This is a genomic window from Bradyrhizobium sp. USDA 4473, assembly GCF_054063335.1.
The window spans coordinates 1,474,432-1,495,873 of sequence record NZ_JBSSGE010000001.1 but is presented as its reverse complement, the minus strand read 5'-3'; the positions used below and the strand labels follow the sequence as shown (position 1 = coordinate 1,495,873).

Below are 21,442 nucleotides of genomic sequence, written 5' to 3'. Positions count from 1 at the left end.
AAGGCCTAACGTGATAGGTCGCGGCTCTTGTTGGGTGGCGTTAACACAGGGCAGGTCTATGGCTGACGCAAAATATGACGTTCTCGGGATCGGCAACGCGATCTTCGACATGTTGGTGCAGACCGACGAGGGATTCCTCGGCCGTCACGGCATGACCAAGGGCTCGATGCAGCTGATCGACGAGGCGCGCGCCAGCGCGATCTACAGCGACATGGGCGTGGCGACCAAGGTGTCGGGCGGCTCGGCCGCGAACACCATCGTCGGCGTCGGCAATCTCGGCGCCCGCGCCGCCTATGTCGGCAAGGTCAAGGACGACCAGATCGGCAAGCTCTACGTCCACGACATCCGCGCCGCCGGCGTCAGCTTCGACACCGCGCCGGCCAAGACCGGCCCGGCCACCGGCTGCTGCTACATCCTGGTGACGCCGGACGGCGAGCGGACCATGAACACCTATCTCGGCGCCGCGCAGGACCTGACGCCGGACGATATCGATCCCGCCCAGATCGCGTCCGCCAGCATCATCTATCTCGAAGGCTATCTCTGGGATCCGAAGAACGCCAAGGACGCCTTCGTGAAGGCGGCCACGATCGCGCATGGCGCGGGCCGCCAGGTCGCGCTGACGCTGTCGGATTCGTTCTGCGTCGATCGCTACCGCGACGAGTTCCTCGATCTGATGCGCAAGGGCATCGTCGACCTCGTGTTCGCCAACGAATCCGAGCTGCACTCGCTGTACCAGACCTCCGACTTCGACACCGCGCTGAAGCAGTTCGGCAAGGACACCAAGCTCGGCGTCGTCACCCGCAGCGAGAAGGGCTGCGTCGTGATCTCGGGGAATGACGTCACATCGGCACCGGCCTTGCCGATCGACAAGCTCGTCGACACCACCGGTGCCGGCGATCTGTTCGCCGCCGGCTTCCTGGTCGGCCTGGTGCGCAATATCGGCCACGAAAACGCCGGCCGTCTCGGCGCGCTCGCCGCCGCCGAAGTGATCCAGCACATCGGCGCCCGGCCGCTGGTGTCGCTGAAGGAGCTGGCGAAGCAGCAGGGGCTGCTGGTTTAGCCGCCTCTTACCTCGCCCCGCTTGCGGGGAGAGGTCGGAATGCATCGCGAGATCCATTCCGGGTGAGGGTGTACAGGTCTCACCCCCGTCGCAACTCGCGGAAGCAGCCCCTCACCCCGACCCGCTCCCCGCATCCGCCTTCGCCCGAAGGCGAGCTTCGGCGGACAAGAGAGCGGGGCGAGGGAGAAGAAAGAGCATCACGCCGTCTTCGCCGCCTTCAATCCGAGCCGCTGCTCGACCGCGTCGCGCATCACGAATTTCTGGATCTTGCCGGTCACCGTCATCGGGAATTCCTCGACGAACTCGACATAGCGCGGGATCTTGTTGTGGGCGATCTGGCCCTGGCAGAAGGCGCGCACTTCGTCCGCGGTCAGCGTCTCGCCCTGCCTGACCCTGACCCAGGCGCACAGCTCTTCGCCATAGCGGCTGTCGGCGACGCCGAAGATCTGCACGTCCTGGATCTTCGGATGGCGGTAGAGGAATTCCTCGATCTCCCGGGGATATAGATTCTCGCCGCCGCGGATCACCATGTCCTTGATGCGGCCGACGATGTTGCAATAGCCTTCGTCGTCGATCACAGCGAGATCGCCGGTGTGCATCCAGCCATTGGCGTCGAGCACGTCCGACGTCTTCTCCTTTTCGTCCCAATAGCCGAGCATGATGCTGTAGCCGCGGGTGCAGAGCTCGCCGCGTTCGCCGCGCGGCACCACACGGCCGTCGAGATCGACGACCTTGACCTCGACATGCGGATGGATGCGGCCGACGGTGGAGACGCGGCGCTCCAGCGGATCGTCGGTCGCGCTCTGGAAGCTCACCGGACTGGTCTCGGTCATGCCGTAGGCGATCGTCACCTCATCCATGTTCATCTCGGTGTTGACGCGTTTCATCACCTCGATCGGGCAGGGCGCGCCGGCCATGATGCCGGTGCGCAGCGACGACAGGTCGAAGCGGGAAAATTCCGGATGGTCGAGCTCGGCGATGAACATGGTCGGCACGCCGTACAGCGTCGTGCATTTCTCCTGCGCGACCGTCGTCAGCGTCGCCAGCGGATCGAAGCCTTCGCCGGGATAGACCATGGTGGTGCCGAGCGTGACCGACGCGAGGTTGCCCATCACCATGCCGAAGCAGTGATAGAGCGGCACCGGAATGCAGATGCGATCCTGCTCGGTCAGACGCATGGCGCGGCCGGTGAAGTAGCCGTTGTTGAGGATGTTGTGATGGGTCAGCGTCACGCCCTTGGGCGAGCCGGTGGTGCCGCTGGTGAATTGGATGTTGACCGGATCGTCGAATTGCAGGCTGGCGCCGAGCGCCGCGAGCTGCTCGCGATGGCGGTCCCCGCCCATCTGCGCGACCTGCTCGAACGGAATCGTGCCCGGTGCCGCCGGCCCGCCGATCTGGATCACGGCGCGCAGTTGCGGCAGCCGCGCCGATCGCAACTGGCCGGGTGTGGCGCTCGCAAGCTCCGGTAGCAGCGTGTTGATCATCTCCATATAGGCCGAGGTCTTGAACGCGGTCGCGGTCACGATCGCGGCGCAGCCGACCTTGCGCAGCGCGAATTCGAGCTCGCTCAAGCGATAGGCCGGATTGATGGTGACGAGGATCAGCCCGGCTTTCGCGGCGGCGAATTGCGTCAGCGTCCATTCCGGCCGGTTCAGCGACCAGATGCCGATCCGCTCGCCGCGTTGCAGGCCGAGTGCGAGGAAGCCTGCGGCGACCGCCTCGACACGCTCGGCGAACTCGTTCCAGGTCCAGCGCACATTGTGGCTCGGCGACACCAGCGCCTCGCGATCGCCCCAGCGCGCCCGTGCGCGGTCGAGGCTGTGGCCGATGGTTTCGCCGAGCAGCGGCGTGTCGGAAATACCGCAGACATAGCTGTCTGCCTTGGGGGTGGGTGCCAAGATCGGTGCCAAGATCGTCCTCCTCGTGGTCGTGTTCGTGTCGTCGCGCTTTTTTGCGCGATCTTAGTCGTTTGGTGCCGACGGGACAGGCCCGACCTATGGCGGGTACGAAAAATCCCTCCCCGCGAGGGGAGGGATTTCTCGGTGCTTGATTGGAACCTCAGGCCGCCCGCTGTCCGCTGCCGGCGTCGAGTCCGGCATAGATGCCCTTCTCGAAGCCCGCGAAGGCTTCCAGGCTGTGCTTGTCGGCGAACGGCAACAGCTGGGTCAGGATCACGCCGCAGACGTCGCGTGCCGGATCGATCCAGTAATAGGTGTTGGCAAGGCCCGCCCAGGCCAGACTGCCGGCGCTGCGGCCTTCCGGCGTCTTGGCGGTGTTGATCAGGAAGCTCAGTCCCCACTTCTTGACGATGTCGGGATAGAGGTCGACGTCATTGGTGTACATCGGCGCCGCCGTCGGCATCTTCCCGACAGTGAGCTCGCCGATGTGGTTCTGCCCCATCGTCGCGACGGTCTCGGCCTTCAGCACCTGGTTGCCGTTGCCTTTGCCCTTGTTGAGGATCATCTGGCAGAACTTGATGTAGTCGGCCGCGGTCGAATACAGGCCGCCGCCACCCATGTGGAATTCAGGGTTCTGCTCGAGCTCGAACGGGATCGCAGCCAGCGTGCCGTCCTCGCCGCGCGCATGCATGCCGACCAGCCGCTTGCGCATGTTGTCGGAGATCTTGAAGCCGGTGTCGCTCATGCCGAGCGGTGCGAACATGTTGTCGCGCAGATAGGCATCGAGCTTCTTGCCGGATGCCGCCTCCACGGCCTTGCCGACGAAATCAATATTGGTTCCGTATTCCCAGCGCGTGCCGGGGTCGGTCATGATCGGCGTCTTCAACGCGGCATTGAGGCAGGTGATGATGCCCGGCGTGCCGGTCTTCTCCAGATATTTGCCGAGATTGACGTCCCACATGTCGTAGGCGAAGCCGGCGGTGTGGGTCATCAGCTGGCGCAGCGTGATCGGCTTTTTCGCCGGGCGCAGCTGCGGCTCGCCCTTGGCATCGAAACCGTCGAGCACCCTAACCGCGGCGAGATCGGGCAACAGCTTGCCGATCGGCTCGTCGAGCGACAGCTTGCCCTGCTCGACCAGCTGCATCGCGCCCGCTGATGTCACCGCCTTGGTCATCGAGGCGATCCAGAACACGCTGTCGACGGTCATCGGATCGCTCTTGGCGAGATCGCGCTTGCCGAACGCGCCTTCGTAGATCACATCCGTGCCGGTGGCCGCGACGGCGACCACGCCGGGAATCTCCTTTGCCTCGCTCTTCTGCCGCAATACCTGATCAATCTGAGCTTTGCTCTGCATTGGGGGCGTCCTCCGGTGGGGTTTATTGTTTTGAAGTGGCGGGATCATCCTCCCGCTTTTCCGCTCCCGCAAGGCGGCCGCGATGCGGTGATGTCGCGATGTCGTGAAAGGCGGGCCGCACAGGAACGGCCATGCTGAGGAGGCGTTCACCACGCATGCAGATTTTGCGGTGGACTCCGCACAAGCCCGGATGACCCCGGACGGAGGCCACGGTAACGTGATCGGGAGGTTGATTTCCGTACCTGTTTATTTGCACTAACGCATTCAGATTGCTGCACAAAAGGTGCGGCGAATTGGGATGCATTTGACGAAAAGATTCGTCGTTTCGCGCCTTACGGGGACGCAGCAATGATTTCGACATGGAGTGAATGGAAGCGCTATCCGCGGCCGGGCCGCGGCGAGAACATCGAGGCGCCGATCAGCCCAGGCCTCTACGAAGTCCGCTACGCGGCTACCGGCGCGCTGCACTCATTCGAGGCAGTCGACAATGTCGCCCAGGCGCTGGCCCTGCTGCAGACCGGCACCAAGTCCTGGTTCGGCCGGCGCGATGCGAGGGCGCAGGCCGATCTCGAATACCGGACCTGCGCGACCTCGACCAAGGCGGATGCCAAGGCCGCGGCCGAACGCATGATCGGCCGTCGTGAAACCTACATGTCGGGCGGGGCGGTCTGACGAAAGCAATGTCATTCCGGGATGGTCCGGAGGACAGACCCTCAGGTGCGCAATTGCGCATCGAGAATCTCGAGATTCCCCGGGGCGCAGTTGCGCCCCTGAGGCTCGATGCTCCGCATCGCCCCGGAATGACGTGGAGAGGGCCGCATTTGCGGGCCAGCAGACTCGCGCCACTGACAATGCATCTCCACGCATTTCCGCTTATATAAGAGGCGAATACCCTTCCAAAGAAATTCAGGAGTAACGCCATGACCCCGCCCGTTGCCGCACGCGCCACGCTATCCGCAGCATCCTCGCTCGAAAGCCGCCTGAAGGACCCGTCGCTGCTGCGCGATCGCTGCTATATCGACGGCGCCTGGGTCGGCACCCCCCGAATTCGCGGTCAACAATCCGGCCACCGGCGTCGAACTGATCAAGATCGCGCAGATGGGCGCCGATGATGCGACCCGAGCCGTCGAGGCCGCGCAGCGCGCGTTTCCGGCCTGGGCCAAGCTGACCGCGAAACAGCGCTCCAACATCCTGCGCAAATGGTTCGACCTGATCATCGCCAATCGCGAGGACCTCGCGCTAATCCTGACCTCCGAGCAGGGCAAGCCGCTGGCGGAGGCGCTCGGTGAGGTCGATATCGGCGCCGCCTATGTCGAATTCTTCGCGGAAGAGGCCCGTCGCGTCTATGGCGAGACGATTCCGACCCAGCGTCCGGATGCGCGGCTGCTCGCGATCCGGCAGCCGATCGGTGTCTGCGGCGCCATCACGCCGTGGAATTTCCCGAACTCGATGATCACCCGCAAAGTGTCGCCGGCACTGGCCGCCGGTTGCACCGTGGTGTTGAAGCCCGCCAACGAGACGCCGCTGTCCGCACTCGCGCTGGCGGTACTGGCCGAGAAGGCCGGCGTGCCGAAGGGCGTGCTCAATATCATCACCGGCGATGCACCGCCGATCGGCAAGGTGCTGTGCGAGCATCCGGCGGTGCGGTTCGTCGGCTTCACCGGTTCGACCAATGTCGGCAAGATCCTGTACCGGCAGGCATCGGTCGGCGTGAAGAAGCTCGGCCTCGAGCTCGGCGGCAACGCGCCCTTCGTGGTGTTCGACGACGCCGATATCGACGCCGCGGTCGAAGGCGCCATCGTCTCGAAATATCGCAACATGGGCCAGACCTGCGTCTGCGCCAACCGTCTCTACGCCCAGGACAAGATCTACGACCAGTTCGTCGAGAAGCTGTCGAAAAAGGTTGCGGCGATGAAGATCGGCGACGGCACAGAGCAAGGCGTGACGCAGGGACCGCTGATCAACATGAAGGCGATCGAAAAGGTCGAGCGGCACATTGCCGACGCCGTGAAGGGCGGCGCCAAGATCGTGACCGGCGGCAAGCGCTCGGCGCTCGGCCGCAGCTTCTTCGAGCCGACCGTGCTGTCGGATGTGCGGCCGGACGCGCTGGTGGCGCAGGAGGAAACCTTCGGCCCGCTCGCGCCGGTGATCCGCTTCAAGGACGAGGCCGACGTGATCGCGATGTGCAATGCCTCGCCGTTCGGCCTCGCGTCGTACTTCTACTCGCGCGACATCGGCCGGGTCTGGCGTGTCGCCGAGGCGCTGGAGTCGGGCATGGTCGGCGTCAACTCCGGCCTGATCACGACCGAAGTCGCGCCGTTCGGCGGCGTCAAGGAAAGCGGCCTCGGCCGCGAAGGCTCGCGCCACGGCATGGATGAGTATGTCGAGATCAAATACGTGATGATGGCCGGCGTCTGATCCCGGACATTATTTTCTGGCTCGAGCCCGGCTCTGATTGGATCAGGGCCGGGCTCGTTGCTCGGTCACACGCCCTTGTCGTTCGGATTGGCGACGGCGTCCTTCAGCGGCGCCGTCATCGGGAAATTCAGGTTTGCGTTCTTCGGCGGAATCGGCCGCGTGAACCATTTGGCGTAGAGCTCTTGGAATTCGCCGCTCTTCATCATCGCGACCAGCGTGTTGTCGACCAGCGCCTTGAACTCCGGATCGCCCTTGCGGATGATCAGCCCGTAGGGCTCGGTGCGCAGGCTGTCGTCGATGATGCGCCAGTCGGCCGGGTTGCGGCTGCCCGCGATCAGGCTCGCCAGCAGGATGTCGTCCATCACGAAGGCATCGCTGCGCCCGGTGGTCAGCGCGAGGAACGACGCGGCATGGTCCGCCGTCAGGATGTTCTTGGTCTGGAAGTTCTTCTCCTGGGCACGCGCGCTCAACAGGCCGATCGAGGTCGAGCCCGAGGTCAGCGCGACCGGCCGGCCGCCGAGGTCCTCGAAGGTCTTGATCGGCGCGTCCTTCTGCACGACAGCGCGGATGGTCGACACGAAGATCGTATTGCTGAAGGCGACGACCTTCTGCCGCTCCAGCGTGTTGGTGGCCGGCCCGCAGACGATGTCGATGGTGCCGTTCTCGATCAGCGGAATTTGGGTCGAGAGCTGGATCGGTTGCAGCCTGATCTGCAACGCCGGCAGCTTGAGTTCGCTTTTCACCGCGTCGACGATCCGCCCACAGAGGTCCATCGCGAAGCCGACCGGCTTCTGGTTGTCGTCGAGATAGGAGAATGGGACCGAAACGTCGCGGTGCCCGAGCCGGATCTCGCCGGCGTCGCGGATCTTGGCCAGCGTGCCACCCGGTGATTGGGCTTGCGCCGACGTGGATATCGCAGCTGCGAGAAACATGAAAAAGATCAATGACTTGATGGCTTGAATCATCAGTTTTCTCGTGGGCGGCTGCCATTGGATATGATCAAGCCAGATTTTATACACAACATTGCATAATCAGCAAATCGATTTTATACAATACCGATCAGATCGGATATCTGACCTCGGCCACCATCGAGAGAACCCGGATGGAACCCGTAATCACCACCAGTCATCGAGGAGCTGGACCTCACGGGTCCGCGCCGGACGCCGTGCGCGAGGCCTTGCGGGCGGCGATCAGTTCGGGCGAGCTCGCCCCCGGACTGCAGCTGCGCCAGGACGAGCTCGCTGCGCGGTTCGGGACCAGCCGCATCCCGGTGCGCGAAGCGCTGCGCCAGCTCGAGGCCGAGGGCTTTGTTACCTTCCTGCCCAACCGCGGCGCGGTGGTCTCCGACCTGTCGATCGACGAGGTGATCGAGCTGCTCGAGATCCGGATCGCGCTCGAGTGTCACGCGTTGCGATTGGCGATCCCCGCGATGGGCGAAATCGATCTCGAGGCGGCAACGAAAATCCTGCAGGCCTACGACGCCGAGCCCGATCCGGCGCAATGGGGCGCCTTCAACTGGAAATTCCACGCCACGCTCTACGCGCCGTGCAATCGCCCGCGGCTGCTGGCAATGATCCAGGCGAATTACGGCCATGTCGGCCGCTTCACCCGGGCGCTGGTGTCGCAGGCAACCGGCAAGGAGCGTCCGCAGCGCGAGCACTACCGGCTGCTCGAATTCTGCCGCGGCGGTGAGGTCAAGAAGGCGGTCCGCCTGTTGCGCGATCACATCGAGGAAACGCAGAAGACGTTGCGTTCGGCGCAGCGTCAGGCGTTGCGCGATGCCGGTCCAGAGCGGCCGGTCTGATCGCTCCAGCAATGTGAACCATCGCCGGCCCGCTGCGCGCCATGGAGAAATGTGTGTGAAGACCAATGACGTCGAAATCCTGGTGATCGGTGCCGGCATCGTTGGCATCGCCACGGCCTATTACCTCGCCGTCCAGCACAAGCGTTCGCGGCTGTTGATCGTCGATGAGGGCCAGCCGATGGCCTTGACGTCGGCGCAGTCGGGCGAGAACTACCGCAACTGGTGGCCGCATCCGACGATGGCCGACTTCACCAACCACTCCACCGACCTGATGGAGGAAATCGCGCGGCGCAGCGACAACCGCATCCACATGACGCGGCGCGGCTATCTCCTGGTCACGCGCGAAGCGAAGCCCGACGAGCTGTTGCAGCAACTCCATGCCGGCTATGGCGCACAGGCGGCAAAGCTGATCCGTCTGCATGAAGGATCGGGCCGCGGCTATGTGCCGCCGCATTCGGCCGACTGGCAGAGCGCGCCTGATGGCGTCGACGTTCTGCAGGGCCGCGATCTGATTCAGGCGCACTACCCGAGTTTCGACAGGGAAATCGCGACCGCGCTGCATATCCGGCGTGCCGGCGACATCAGCGGCCAGCAGCTTGGCCAATACATGCTGGAGACCATGCGTCCGCTGGGCGCGCAGTTCCAGCAGGCAAAGGTGGTCGGCATCGCGAAGACCGATCGCTTCACCGTCGAGGTGCTGGCCGATGGCGCGCGGCAGACCATCCAGGCCGACCTCATCGTCAACGCCGCCGGCCCGTTCGCGGCGCAGGTCGCGGCGATGCATGGCGAAGCGCTTCCGATCGTCAACGTGCTGCAGCAGAAGATCGCGTTCGCCGATCGCAACCGCGCGGTCGATCGCAAAATGCCGTTTGCGATCGATCTTGACGGCCAGACGCTGGCCTGGTCCGACGACGATCGCGAGGCGCTGTCCGCGGCGCCGGAGTTTGCGCGCCTGCTGGCGCCGATGCCGGGCAGCATCCATTGCCGGCCGGATGGCGGCGATCACGGCGAGTGGATTAAGCTGGGTTGGGCCTTCAACGCCGAGCAGATCACGGCGCCGGTCCGCGAGCCGGAGCTGAACCCGTATTTCCCCGAGGTCGTGCTGCGCGCGGCGAGCCGGCTGCAGCCGCGCCTTGCGCAATATCTCGGCGCATTGCCGCGCGAGCGCGTGCACTACGGCGGCTACTATCCGATGACGAAGGAAAACTGGCCGCTGATCGGAACTGCGAAAACGCCGGGTGTGTTCCTCGCAACCGCACTCTCCGGCTACGGCACGATGGGCGCCTGCGCCACCGGCGATCTCTGCGCCCGCGCCGTGGTCGGCGCGTCGGCGCCCGCCTTCGCGCGCAGTCTTTCGCTCGCACGCTATCAGGACCAAGCATTGATGGCCGAACTCGCGGCGAGCGAAAGCCGCGGGCTGCTGTAGCTTAACCTTGCTTCAGCTTAGCCGGATGAAGCGAAGCGAAATCCGGGGCCCCGCCGCCCGGCGACATTCCCGGATCGCGCTTTGCTTCATCCGGGTTACGCAGCCCTATCGCCGCAGCACCGCGATCGTTCGATTCGCAAACGTCAGCCGCTCCGCCATCACAGAGACGAAGTAAGTCAGCAGCTTGTGGCTGAGCTCGGGGGCCTCGTCGCGGATCGCGGCGAACTGGTGGGTGTTCAGCACATAGAGCACGCTCGCCATCTCAGCCTGGATGGTCGCGCTGCGCGGGGTGTGCGCGACGAGACCCATCTCGCCGATGGTGGTGTAGCGGCCGAGGCTGCGCACCCGCGTGGTGCGGCCGTCCTCGGCGGGGATCATGATGCCAAGTCGGCCGTCGAGGATGAAGTGCATGGAATCGGCGGCGTCGCCAGCGTGCACGATGATCTCGCCGGCGTCGACCTCGATGCGCTGGCAGCGCCGGATCAACGTGTCGGCGTCATCCTCGCTGTCGAGCATCTCCGTGAACCAGCCGCGCAGGTCGGCTTCTTCCTGCGCCAGCTCCTGGTGCTGCGCGATGATCTCGTTCTCGCACCACTCCAGCGCGCGGTCGAGCTCGTCGATCAAGGTCACACCCTCGGTGATGAAATCGCTGGAGCGCAGCACCTGCTCGGCCTTGGCCGACAAATGCACCAGCACCAGCTCGACGCCGACCTCGTGCGCGCTGCGCTTGATCTGCGCAAAGCTGTAGGCCGCCGACGAATCGACGCCGGTGACGAGCTTGAAGTCGAACAGCAGATAGCGGCACTCCGCCTGCTCGCGCAGCAGCGCCTTGACGTGCTGGTAGAGCCGGTTGGCGGAGCCGAAGAACAGATAGCTTTGCAGCGTCAGTCCCTGGATCTTGCCGCCATGGGCCGACAACACCTCGCGGTCGTCACGCGAGCGATCCAGCGAGCTGCGGTATTCCGAGCCGTCAAAGCCGTATTTGATCGCCTCGACCCGCGCCGCGCTGAGCGCAAAGGTGGCGCAGCCGATGATGACGCCGATCAGGATGCCGGGCACGAAGCCCCAGGTCACGATGATAACGATGATCGCGAGCAGCGACGCATATTCAGTCTTCGACAGCCGCTTGCGCGATTCGATCATCCATTTGTGCAGCTGGTCGGCGCCGAGATAGAGCAGCAGGCCGCCGAGCACGAATTTCGGCATGTAGCCGAGCAGCTGCGGCGCCACCGCCAGCATCAAGAGAGATATCGCCGCGACGGTGAGTCCCGACAGCGGGCCGCGCCCGCCGCTGGAGAAATTCAGGATCGAGCGGCTGACCGAGATGCAGCCGGCATAGCCGGCCAGCGCACCGGTCAGGATGTTGGCGAAGCCGGTGATGTTGAGCTCGCGCTCGAGATTGGCCTCGCGATGCACCGCGACCTCGATGCCTGTCGTGTTGAACAACGTGCTCGCCGCCGTCACGAACACGACTGCGATCATGTTGCCGAGCAGGTCCGGCACCGCCGACCATGGATATTGTGCCAGCTCGGCCGCGTGCCACGGCAGCATGAAGGTCGATGCCGGCGGAGGCTCGAAGGTCCAGCTGGTCAGGTGCGCTTCCTCCGGCGTGATTCCGATGATCCAAAATACAAGATGCGCCACGATCACGCCGCCGACCAGGATGATCGGCAGGCCGAACGGGGTGCGCGAGCGATGCCAGGTCAGATACAGCACCAGCGCCATGGCGCAGGCGGCGCTGAGCTCGGAGATCGTGATAATATTCGTAAAATGGAAGAGAGTGCTGAGCTGCACCGGGTAACCGGTGATCACCCGGATCGCGCCCAGCACGATCAGCAGGCCGGTTGCCCCAAGGAACCCGCCGACCACCGGGTACGGCACGTAGCGAATGGCACGGCCGAACCGCGTCAACCCCAGGCAACACAGCACGATGCCGGTGACGATGGTCGAGAGCCCGAGCGTGATCAGCACCGGCGCGAGTAGCGGCGCCGTCGGGCCGGCCGCGACGATGCGCTCGACCAGCGAGGCCATCAGGATTCCCGTCACCGCCGCGGTGGAACTGTCGGGGCCGGCCACCGCGAATGGCAGCGAACTGCCGAGTGCAATCAAGCTCGCGAGCACCGCCGAGGAGATGAATGTCGCCGCGACGCCGTATGACAGATAGGGTGACAATGGCCCGGCGAAGATCAGGAGCGCGTAGGACAGCCCGAATGTGATGCCGAGCACGCTGGCCGCACCGCCGCCGAGAATGTCATGCATCGCCCGCCGTGCCCGCGAGCCGAAATAAAGCGACCGACTAATCACGTTAAAAAATATCCTGAACTCTAGCCGCCAGTCGTAGACGAGCTCGGCGCAGGACGACAACAGGATTTTTGTGACAGCCGGTTCCCAACGCGCGCCCGCCGGGGAGCTCGTGACCGGCGATCGCGTCGTTATGAAGTCATCGCGCAAGATCAGCGCGTCGCGAAGTCTTCCCCGGGCGGGAAGTCATGTGCCGCTCATCGCTGATAGAATGCCTTGATGCGCCGTGCCGGCGTCCCAAGCAGGGCTGACAACGGCGTCCGCACTTTCTCCGGCACCTTGAGCCAGAGGTCACGCGCCCCGCCCGTGAGCAGGCGATCTGGCGGCGGCGGTGGGCGAATCGTAATCGGAGCAGTAAGCGGGAGGTGCGGCGTCACCGCCGACCAGCTCTTGCATTGCGCGTCGACGCGCACCAGAGCAAAGGTCGGCCGCCTTTCGCGCGGCGGGCCGAGCGTGCTGGCTTGCTCGATCGCGTCGTCGATATCGCCGACAAACCTGTCGTATCCATATGCGCCGCTCTCAATGACCTCGTGATAGGTGCGATCAACCATGTCTTGAAGGCCGGCCACGTCGGCGAGCCGTTTCAGCACGTCATCGAGATTCTTGTAGTCCTTTCGCAGCGGAATGTAGTGCTCGTCGGGCCTGATCACGTTGGAGTAGGAGCCTTCGAACAATACCAACCCGGTCTTCAGTCCAATCGCTTCGAAGAACTTTGGACTCATCTGGCCCATGCTGACGTTGTTCTCGTGCGGTGCCACGACATTGCTGTAGAGCTCGTCATCGCTGAGCTCCGGATGCTCTCTGGCCATGGTCTGGACTGCGTTGCGAATGTCGCCCCATGCATCCATGACATTGGCGCCGCTCTCCGTGCCGAGCATTGCCCTAGCATCCGTCATGAAGTTGAACCAGGCGGGCCCATTGACGCGCTTGTCTTCCTCCCATTCGATGTCATGTGGAACGTTGCGCGCAGCGCATTCGCTCTTCATGCGCTGCGCGATGGTCGATTTTTCCAATCCCAGTTGCCCGTACCAGATCGGAAGCTTGCGACCCCGATAGGCCAGCCAAAGTCGTCGCTCCGAAAGCGGTCTCGCTAGCTCGAACGGTAGTTCGTCGGGGACGTAGCCGGTCAAGCACGACCTGAACTTCACGTTCGGGAGTTCGTCGGGCGGATAGAACTTCTCGACAAGCGGTCGGGGCACGGTCGTGAAGATCGTGTCGACGCCAAGTTTTCTGATCAAGGCGCATGCCTTTCGCGGCATGTCGTATTCGTCCTGTATCAGCAGCACCTTCGGTCCGTCGAAGTTGGAGACGAGTTCGACGAAGGAAGGCGACATTGTCTCGAACGGCATGCGCACCGAAAAATGGATGACCAGCGCGTCGAACAGTTCGAGTGGAAAATCGGCCCTGCAGTCGAACGTCGCGGCAGCATAAGCTACGTCGTGCCTGGAATGGCGCTGGATCGCCATCAGGTGCTGACGGACGAATTCCGTCGCCAAGGCATTTGGGTCGTACAGAACGAGAATGCTGCGCGATCTGGTCTGAATAACGCTGTGCATCGGCCTTGATTGCCTCAACGATCTCCGGAATGCCGGGTCTCGCAGGATGGAAATGGCCGGCGTCGGCCAATCGAACGGATTACCGTACCGGGTGAGATAGTCGTCGACGGTGGGGAAGTAGTACAGGAGATCGGATGGTCGAAACTGCCCCTCCAGCAAAGCTGTAACAAAGGCAACCCGCGAAGCGCTGAGTTGTTCCGTCGCGCCGATGATTGCAATCGCATCCGGTGGGATCGGCTTGCCGGATGCGATATCGTCAAAGCTCGCGATGCAGGCGATCCCGAGTGTCGGATCGATCGCCAGGTGCGGCGCCATGCCACGGTCGCTCAGGAACAGCATTTGATGATTTCCGACTTTTCCTCCGTCCCATCCGACGAAGCTGAGCGGCTTGCGATCAGCCTCACTGAGCAGCAGACGTGAAAAGTAATAGGCCAGCAGTCCGTAATTCGAGCAGTCGAGATACTCGGAATTCAGCAGTGCGCTGAACCCCTGCGACGGGCACCCTTCGCCGTAAGGCTTGAGATTGTGTGCGGCAGTTGAAGCAAAAACATATAAAAGATCAGTGCGGGTCAGGCCTGACCACGCTTTTGGTAAACGCCGCTGCATGTGTTCCAGCGCCGTCGCCGAAACATCGAGAAGAATATCTGGTCGCGCGGCCACTGCATCGCCGGTGACTGCATCGAGGTACGGCATTTCGACGCTGGTGATTTGAGACAGCGCACGCGTTGTCCGTAGCGATGATATTTTTTTTGTGAAACGAAGAAACATTTTGAAATTGAAGGCTGGCGAAAATAGTTCGCCTCGCCTTCTTAGCTCAACATACCGCTCCATGACAGTCGCCGCCCCGGGATTGTGTCATGTGAAGGATGCAATCCGCTGAGGGCGTTGTCAGGTTAAAATTCGGCAAAGCTTCTCATTGCGACGTGTGATCCTCGTTCGTCGGCGTCGTCACACTTCCGGTGCGCACGACGCAACGTGCTGATCGCTCGACCGAATCTGCGTCACGCAAGCTTCAGGCGATGCGGGGTCTGCTGTGGACCGCCTCGTCTGCGTGACGCAAATGGGCTATTCCTTGCCGAAGGCGCCGTGACGGCCGATGCCGGAGGCGAAGCGTGCCGCACCCGCCAGCGTCTCGCCCGATGCGATCACATCGAGCCCGCCGCGCATCTCGTTCCTGATCGCCTCTTCCTCCTCGAGGTCCCATTGCCGCAGCGCCGACAGGCGGTCGGCACGCATGCAGTTCTGCGGGAATTTTGCGATGTCCTTGGCGAGCGCGATGGCGTGCGCACGCGTCTCGCCCTTTGCAACCAGCCGGTTGGCGAGCCCCATGCGATGCGCTTCGGCGCCGCCGACCGGGCGCCCGGTGAGGATCAGATCGATCGCCTGCGAATGGCCGATCAGCCGCGGTAGGCGGATGGTGCCGAGATCGATCAGCGGCACGCCGAAGCGGCGGCAGAACACCCCGAAGGTCGCGTCCTCGGCGACCACGCGCATGTCGGCCCACAGCGCCAGCTCCATGCCGCCGGCGACCGCATAGCCCTCGATCGCGGCGATGACGGGCTTCGAGAGCCGCAGCCGGCTCGGTCCCATCGGCGCGATCGTGTTGTGGCCACCGATCTCGCGCTTCTTCTCGGGATCGCCCGCTGCCACCGCCTTCAGATCGGCGCCGGCGCAAAAAGTGCCACCGGTGCCGGTGAACACCGCGACCGATGCGCTCGTGTCGGCGTCGAAGGCGAGAAATGCTTCATACAGTCTGCGCGCTGTCGCGCCATCGACGGCGTTGCGGTTGTGCGGACGGTTGATCGAGATGATGGCGATGGGACCATCGCGCTCGACGAGCACGGAATCGGATTCGGTCACGGGGCGCTCCCTGGGCTGTTCTTGTGCCCGGAGAGTGACATCGATAGTGAGGTTCCGCGCAATCCCGCGGTCGTGACCCGTCATCCTGAGGAGCCGCCAACGGGTCCGCGCAAAGCGCGGCCGATGACAGCCGCCGCGCGGCTCGACGGATGCATGGCCACCGGCCGGGCCGTCGACCCTTCGAGACGGCCGCGTTGCGGCCTCCTCAGAGGGTGTGATTTTTTTGGGGTTTCAGCGAGCATTATAGCCGAAAGCCGGCGCGGTGTGATTCTCTGGCGATGATGGATTCGCGGGAGGTGATGTTGGCTGCCGATGAGTTGTTTGGGGACCTGCCGGAGCAGGCGAAGCCACCAGCCGAAGCGGGCTTGCCCGGCGCTCCGCGGCTGCGTGAGCCCCAGCGCGACCAGATTGCGCTGCGAGCGGTTGATATTGAGAGCCTGATCGGGGAAGACCATCCGGTGCGGCTGATCTGGTCTTATGTCGAAGAGCTTGATCTGAGTGAGTTGGAGGACCGGATCAAGGCTCGCGGCGATCGTCCCGGTCACCCCGCGACCTCGCCCCGGCTTTTGCTGGCGCTGTGGCTCTATGCCGCCAGCGAAGGCGTTGGCAGCGCGCGGGCGTTGGAGCGGCTGTGCGAGAGCCACGATGCCTATCGCTGGCTGTGCGGCGGGGTGTCGGTGAACTATCACCTGCTGGCAGACTTCCGGGTCGGCAACGCCGATCTGCTTGACCGACTGCTCAGTGAGCATCTGGCAGCGTTGGCAAAGGCCGGTCTCGTCGATCTGGAGACCTTGGCGCAGGATGGCATGCGGGTCCGGGCCAGCGCCGGGGCCGCCTCGTTCCGGCGCGAGGCGACGCTGGATAAGCATTTGGCGCAGGCTGAGGCCGTGGTGGAAGACCTCAAGCGCGAGGTCGACACACGCTCGGACGCCAGCAATAAGCGTGCCCGGGCAGCCAAGGAGCGGGCCGCGCGGGAACGCAGCGCGCGGGTGAAGGCGGCGCAGACGGCGCTCGCCGAGATCAAGCAGCAGCGCAAGGAGCGCGAAGAAAGTCGCGGCAACGGCAAGACGCCGAAGGAGCCGCGGGCCTCCACGACGGACGCCTATGCACGGGTCATGAAGATGGCGAACGGCGGCTTCCGCCCCGCCTACAACGTGCAGGTGACGAGCGTGGCCGGCGAGCAGATCGTCGTCGACACCAGAATTTGCAACATCGGATCCGATCGCGGCCTGATGCGCCCCATGCTGGAGCGGCAGCGTGCGCGGCCCGGAGGGTTGCCCAAGGACCATCTCGTCGATGGCGGCTTTGGCAGTGCCGAGGACATCGAATGGGCCTATGCCGAGGGCATCGATATCTTTTGTCCGCCCACTCAATCCAAGCACGGTACCGATCCCTATCTACCGCGGCGCGGCGACGGTCCGGGGGTGTTGGCCTGGCGTGCGCGAATGGCGAGCGAAGAGGGCAAGGCCCGATACAGGTCCCGGTCGATCTGCGAGTGCATCCATGCCCGCTGGCGCAATTGGGACCTGCGGCAATTGACCGTGCGCGGCATCGAAAAGGTCCGTGCCGTCGTGCTCTGGTACGCCCTCGTCAACAACATCCTGCAAGGCAACCGCCTCTCCAGAGCCTAAACAACGGGTCATCGCCGAACTCGAACTCAAACCTGCCAATTGCTGCGACGAACAGCCGCCAAAAACTCCGCAGGAGCCGAATCCGTCACAAGCTCTCAGGGTGACGGTGATATAGCGAATGCGCCGACGGTGCCGCTAAACCTTCAGCTCCGTCCCCGTGACGCGGCGATACGCTTCCAGATATCGCTTGCTGGTTGCATCCACCACGCTCACGGGCAGCGGCGGAGCAGGAGCGTCGCCGTTCCAGCGGCCGGCGTGGCGCTCGACGTCGAGGTAGTCGCGCAGCGGCTGCTTGTCGAAGCTCGGCTGCGGCTGGCCCGGCTTGTAGGCGTCCGCGGCCCAGAAGCGCGACGAGTCCGGCGTCATCACCTCGTCGATCAGGATGATGCGGCCATCCTTGTCGCGACCGAGCTCGAATTTGGTATCTGCGATGATGATGCCGCGGGCGCGGCTGGTCTGTTCACCGTAAGCGTAAACATCGCGTGCCATCTTCTCCAGCGTCGCGGCAACGTCGGCACCGACGATCTCGCGCACCCGCTTAACCGTGATGTTCTCGTCATGGCCGGCCTCGGCCTTGGTCGCCGGGCTGAAGATCGCGGGCTCGAGCTTCTGGCTTTCCACCAGGCCCGTCGCCAGCTTCTCGCCGGCGAGGGTGCCCTTGGCGGCGTATTCCTTCCAGGCCGAGCCGGAGATATAGCCGCGGATCACGCATTCGATCGGAAACACGGTGGTGCGCTTGCACAGCATCGCGCGTCCCAAAATGTCGGTGCGATGATCCTTCAGTTCGGGCACCGCGCGGATGATCTCGTCGGCATCGGCGCTGATCATGTGATGCGGCACGGTGCCTTCGATCTGCCGGAACCACCAGGCGCTGATCTGGGTCAGCACCGCGCCCTTCATCGGAATGGTCTCCGCCATCACCACGTCGAACGCCGAGATGCGGTCGGTGGTGAGCAGCAGCACGCGATCGTCGCCGACGGCGTAGATGTCGCGCACCTTGCCGCGGCCGATCCGGGGCAGGGGCAAATCGCTGGATAGCATCGCGGTCATGGCGTGATCTTTCAGGCTGGCTTCAACGACGAGCGCCCGCACGAGCCGTGCGGGCGCGGGAGACTAGAGCATGATCCGGAAAAGTGTGCAGCGGTTTTCCGAAAAGATCATGCTCAAATCAAAGAGTCGTACGAATTAGCTCACTCCGGCAGCGGAATGAACTCGTGTTCGTGCGGAACCTGCGCGAAACGGCCGGTTTTCCAGTCCTGTTTGGCCTGTTCGATCCGCTCCTTGGAGGAGGAGACGAAATTCCACCAGATGTGACGCGGCCCTTCCAGGGCGTCGCCGCCCAGGAACATCATGCGGGTCGGCCGCAGCGTCTTCACCGTGATGCGGTCGCCGGGCCGGAAGATAAGAAGCCGCGGTCCCTGGTGGCGGTCGCCCGCGATCTCGACCTCGCCGTCGACGAGATAGATCGCGCGCTCCTCATGATCGGGGTCGAGCGGCACCGAGGTGCCGGCCTGCGCAGTGACTTCAGTGTAGAACCAGGGCGAGACCATGCTGACCGGCGAGGAGATGCCGAACGCCGAGCCCGCGATGATGCGCGCGGTGAAACCGCGCTCGGAGATCATCGGCAGGTCGCCTGCGCCATAATGCTGGAACGAGGGCGCGATCTCTTCCTTGCCCGCAGGCAGCGCGATCCAGCTTTGCAAGCCCAGCATCTTCTGGCCATCGCGGCGCTGCACGTCGGGGGTGCGCTCGGAATGCGCGATGCCGCGGCCTGCGGTCATCAGGTTCATCGCGCCGGGCTGGATCTCCTGGATATTGCCCTCGCTGTCGCGGTGCATGATGCTGCCGTCGAACAGATAGGTGACGGTGGCGAGCCCGATATGCGGATGCGGCCGCACGTCCATGCCCTTGCCGGCGAGATATTGCACCGGGCCGAAATGGTCGAAGAAGATGAAGGGCCCGACCATCTGCCGCTTGCCATGCGGCAGCGCGCGCCGCACCGCAAAGCCGTCGCCGAGATCGCGGGTGCGCGGCACGATGATCAGATCCAGCGCGTCGCAAGTCTGGGGATCACCGAGTTCGGGATCGGTCGAGGGCTGCCAGCTCATTGCAATACTCCTTCTCGTTTGCCGCGACCGTAACAGGATTTGATCATTCCGTCGCGGCGATCATGACGCGGTCACGATGGTTTATTTGCCGCTCCTGTGCGATATCAGCGAGAGCAATCCTGGAAACTGGGGCAAGCGATGGTTTCCCTGATCAAGCCCGGTGCAAACCTGTTGCGTGTCGATGGCCCCGTGATCGAGACCGCGCGGCTTATCCTGCGGCCATGGCGCGCATCCGACATCGCCGACAACACGAAAATGCTGTCCGATCCAGAAACGGCGCGCTTCATCACGCCGGATCACCAGCCAATCACGTCGGAGCTGAAGGGCTGGCGCAATGCCGCGGTCATCTCGGGCCACTGGGCGCTGTACGGCTTCGGCATGTTCGCGGTCGAGGAGAGATCCTCCGGCCGTTACATCGGTCGCGTCGGTCCGTATTGTCCGCCTGAATGGCCGGGCTTCGAGGTCGGCTGGGGCATCGCCAAAGAGCACCGCGGCAAGGGCTATGCGGTGGAAGCGGCGCGCGCCGCGATCGATTTTGTGTTCGCCAACTTCACCATCGACCGCATCATTCATTGCATCGATCCGGACAACGCCGCCTCGCAGGCGGTGGCGCGGCGGCTCGATGCCGTGAACGAGGGACCGGGCAAGCTCGAGGGCGAGATCGTCGACATCTGGGTCACGGCACGTGCGCGGTGGCACCGCGATCCGGCTTGAAAATCCCCGCTTGAGCGACGATTGTTCGGCTGACCCGGAGATCCTTTCGACCGATGACATTGGCCGCAACCGAACTCTGCCTGCGCGCCGCCGCCGTGACGCTGCTGCTGGTGCTTGCCGCCTCGATGTTCGCGGATTTCCGCAAGGTGCTGGCGGGGCGGCTCGTGATCGCCTTCGCGCTCGGCGCGGCCGCGCATGCGGTGACCGCGTCGATCGGCGCCGGACCGCCGATCTCGGTCTGGCACGGGCCGCTGATTGCGCTGTCGACCGGCGACATCGTGGTGTTCTGGCTGTTCACCCGCGCGCTGTTCGATGAAGCCTTCGCGCTGCGCTGGTGGCACGGGCTGATCTGGATCGCGGTGGTCGCATACAGCTTCGTCACTTGCATGTGGATCGCGCCCGGCGGCCACGCGCAAGCGGCGATTACCACGGTCAATCTGCTCGCGCTCGTCTTCATCGCGCTAGCCGTGGCGCAGACCATCGGGTCATGGTCGGCAGACCTGGTCGAGCGCCGCCGCCGCGTCCGTGTCTTCATCGTCGCTGCGTCAGCGCTGTATGGCGGGATGAACGCGCTGTTGCAGATCGCGTATGCCGGCAGCCGCGTGACCGTGGAGTGGGCCAACGTGCTCAACGTGGCCGTGCTCGCCGCCATCGTCGCGGCCATCACCTGGACGATGATGCGCGTCGATGGCGCTGATCTGTTCACCGCGCCGGTCGAGCCCATCATAGCCAATGCGCAGCCGGCCGCGATGGAGGAGATAGCCGACCAGAGACTGGTCAATGCCCTGATGCGGCTGATGGCGGACGAGCGCATCTACCGCCAGGACAACGTCACCATCGGCACGCTGGCGACCCGGCTGAAAATCCCCGAGTACCGTTTGCGGCGGCTGATCAACCAGCGGCTCGGCTACCGCAATTTCAACGTCTTCCTCAACAACCACCGGATCGAGGAGGCCAAGGCCGCGCTTGCCGATCCGGCCCAGGCCGAAGTCCCCGTCATCACGATCGCCATGGATGCCGGCTTCCAGTCGCTCGGCCCCTTCAACCGCGCCTTCAAGGCGACGACCGGCGTGACCCCGACGGAGTATCGGAAGCTGAAGGCGACAGCGGCCTGATTGTTCTATTGCGTCGCGAGGGACGCCCCGGCCGTAGGGTTCCCTGCCCCCTTGCGGGGAAGAGGGTACCCCTCGGGTGGCCTCTCAATTTGAGTTTCGATGTTGTCCAGAAGGTTGAGGCGACGGTGTTTGCATCGATCGTCTCGCCCGGGGCCCACCCCCCAGCCCTCCTCCGCAAGGGGGGAGGGAGCCTTACT

15 protein-coding genes and 1 pseudogene are annotated in these 21,442 nt (G+C 64.1%); 8 read left to right on the top strand and 8 right to left on the bottom strand.

From position 1 onward, the window contains the following. Nucleotides 1–58: 58 nt before the first annotated feature. Entirely contained in the window at nucleotides 59–1,060 is a 1,002-nt protein-coding gene (locus ACVW17_RS06970) for an adenosine kinase (protein ID WP_456751151.1), read from the top strand. A gap of 197 nt (nucleotides 1,061–1,257) precedes the next feature. Here the strand turns inward: ACVW17_RS06970 and ACVW17_RS06965 are convergent, their stop codons facing one another. Both ACVW17_RS06965 and ACVW17_RS06960 read right to left on the bottom strand, forming a co-directional pair. After that, nucleotides 1,258–2,961, bottom strand: a complete 1,704-nt coding sequence (locus ACVW17_RS06965) for an AMP-binding protein (protein WP_456756357.1) — start codon at nucleotides 2,959–2,961, stop codon at nucleotides 1,258–1,260. A 157-nt stretch (nucleotides 2,962–3,118) separates the two neighbouring features. Then, nucleotides 3,119–4,312: a serine hydrolase domain-containing protein gene (locus tag ACVW17_RS06960; RefSeq protein WP_456751150.1), complete on the bottom strand. Its 1,194-nt coding sequence runs from the start codon at nucleotides 4,310–4,312 to the stop codon at nucleotides 3,119–3,121. Between the two features lie 348 nt (nucleotides 4,313–4,660). Between ACVW17_RS06960 and ACVW17_RS06955 the strand changes: the two genes are divergently transcribed. Together ACVW17_RS06955 and ACVW17_RS06950 are read left to right on the top strand one after the other, a co-directional pair. Then, entirely contained in the window at nucleotides 4,661–4,984 is a 324-nt protein-coding gene (locus ACVW17_RS06955) for a hypothetical protein (RefSeq protein WP_456751149.1), read from the top strand. Between the two features lie 248 nt (nucleotides 4,985–5,232). Further along, nucleotides 5,233–6,730: pseudogene (locus ACVW17_RS06950) on the top strand (NAD-dependent succinate-semialdehyde dehydrogenase). 65 nt (nucleotides 6,731–6,795) lie between these two features. Here the strand turns inward: ACVW17_RS06950 and ACVW17_RS06945 are convergent. Further along, nucleotides 6,796–7,695, bottom strand: a complete 900-nt coding sequence (locus ACVW17_RS06945; RefSeq protein WP_456751147.1) for an amino acid ABC transporter substrate-binding protein — start codon at nucleotides 7,693–7,695, stop codon at nucleotides 6,796–6,798. Between the two features lie 137 nt (nucleotides 7,696–7,832). Between ACVW17_RS06945 and ACVW17_RS06940 the strand changes: the two genes are divergently transcribed. Together ACVW17_RS06940 and ACVW17_RS06935 are read left to right on the top strand one after the other, a co-directional pair. Then, the gene (locus ACVW17_RS06940; protein WP_456751146.1) at nucleotides 7,833–8,534 is read left to right on the top strand and encodes a GntR family transcriptional regulator; all 702 of its coding nucleotides are present in this window, start codon (nucleotides 7,833–7,835) and stop codon (nucleotides 8,532–8,534) included. A 49-nt stretch (nucleotides 8,535–8,583) separates the two neighbouring features. Beyond that, on the top strand, nucleotides 8,584–9,960 hold the full coding sequence (locus tag ACVW17_RS06935; protein ID WP_456751145.1) for an NAD(P)/FAD-dependent oxidoreductase: 1,377 nt from the start codon (nucleotides 8,584–8,586) through the stop codon (nucleotides 9,958–9,960). Between the two features lie 105 nt (nucleotides 9,961–10,065). Here ACVW17_RS06935 and ACVW17_RS06930 read toward each other — a convergent pair whose 3' ends face one another. The 3 genes from ACVW17_RS06930 to ACVW17_RS06920 form a co-directional block, all read right to left on the bottom strand. Then, nucleotides 10,066–12,219 (bottom strand): SLC26A/SulP transporter family protein, encoded by a 2,154-nt coding sequence (locus tag ACVW17_RS06930; protein WP_456756356.1) that lies wholly within the window; start codon nucleotides 12,217–12,219, stop codon nucleotides 10,066–10,068. Between the two features lie 239 nt (nucleotides 12,220–12,458). Further along, nucleotides 12,459–14,648 carry a hypothetical protein gene (locus ACVW17_RS06925; RefSeq protein WP_456796981.1) on the bottom strand — a complete coding sequence of 730 codons (2,190 nt, stop codon included), beginning with the start codon at nucleotides 14,646–14,648 and terminating at the stop codon, nucleotides 12,459–12,461. A gap of 234 nt (nucleotides 14,649–14,882) precedes the next feature. Continuing rightward, nucleotides 14,883–15,677 (bottom strand): crotonase/enoyl-CoA hydratase family protein, encoded by a 795-nt coding sequence (locus ACVW17_RS06920; protein WP_456751142.1) that lies wholly within the window; start codon nucleotides 15,675–15,677, stop codon nucleotides 14,883–14,885. 299 nt (nucleotides 15,678–15,976) lie between these two features. On the opposite strand from ACVW17_RS06920, the gene ACVW17_RS06915 reads away from it, so the two are divergent. After that, entirely contained in the window at nucleotides 15,977–17,308 is a 1,332-nt protein-coding gene (locus ACVW17_RS06915; RefSeq protein ID WP_456756372.1) for an IS1182 family transposase, read from the top strand. A gap of 135 nt (nucleotides 17,309–17,443) precedes the next feature. Here ACVW17_RS06915 and ACVW17_RS06910 read toward each other — a convergent pair whose 3' ends face one another. Together ACVW17_RS06910 and ACVW17_RS06905 are read right to left on the bottom strand one after the other, a co-directional pair. Continuing rightward, nucleotides 17,444–18,358: a phosphoribosylaminoimidazolesuccinocarboxamide synthase gene (locus tag ACVW17_RS06910; protein ID WP_456751141.1), complete on the bottom strand. Its 915-nt coding sequence runs from the start codon at nucleotides 18,356–18,358 to the stop codon at nucleotides 17,444–17,446. A 140-nt stretch (nucleotides 18,359–18,498) separates the two neighbouring features. Next, nucleotides 18,499–19,416, bottom strand: coding sequence for a pirin family protein (locus ACVW17_RS06905; RefSeq protein WP_456751140.1), 918 nt, complete (start codon nucleotides 19,414–19,416; stop codon nucleotides 18,499–18,501). A gap of 138 nt (nucleotides 19,417–19,554) precedes the next feature. Here ACVW17_RS06905 and ACVW17_RS06900 point away from each other — a divergent pair, with 138 nt between their 5' ends. Together ACVW17_RS06900 and ACVW17_RS06895 are read left to right on the top strand one after the other, a co-directional pair. Then, the gene (locus ACVW17_RS06900) at nucleotides 19,555–20,130 is read left to right on the top strand and encodes a GNAT family N-acetyltransferase (protein WP_456751139.1); all 576 of its coding nucleotides are present in this window, start codon (nucleotides 19,555–19,557) and stop codon (nucleotides 20,128–20,130) included. 53 nt (nucleotides 20,131–20,183) lie between these two features. After that, complete coding sequence (locus tag ACVW17_RS06895; RefSeq protein ID WP_456751138.1) at nucleotides 20,184–21,245, top strand: helix-turn-helix domain-containing protein; 1,062 nt, start codon at nucleotides 20,184–20,186, stop codon at nucleotides 21,243–21,245. Nucleotides 21,246–21,442: the final 197 nt, after the last annotated feature.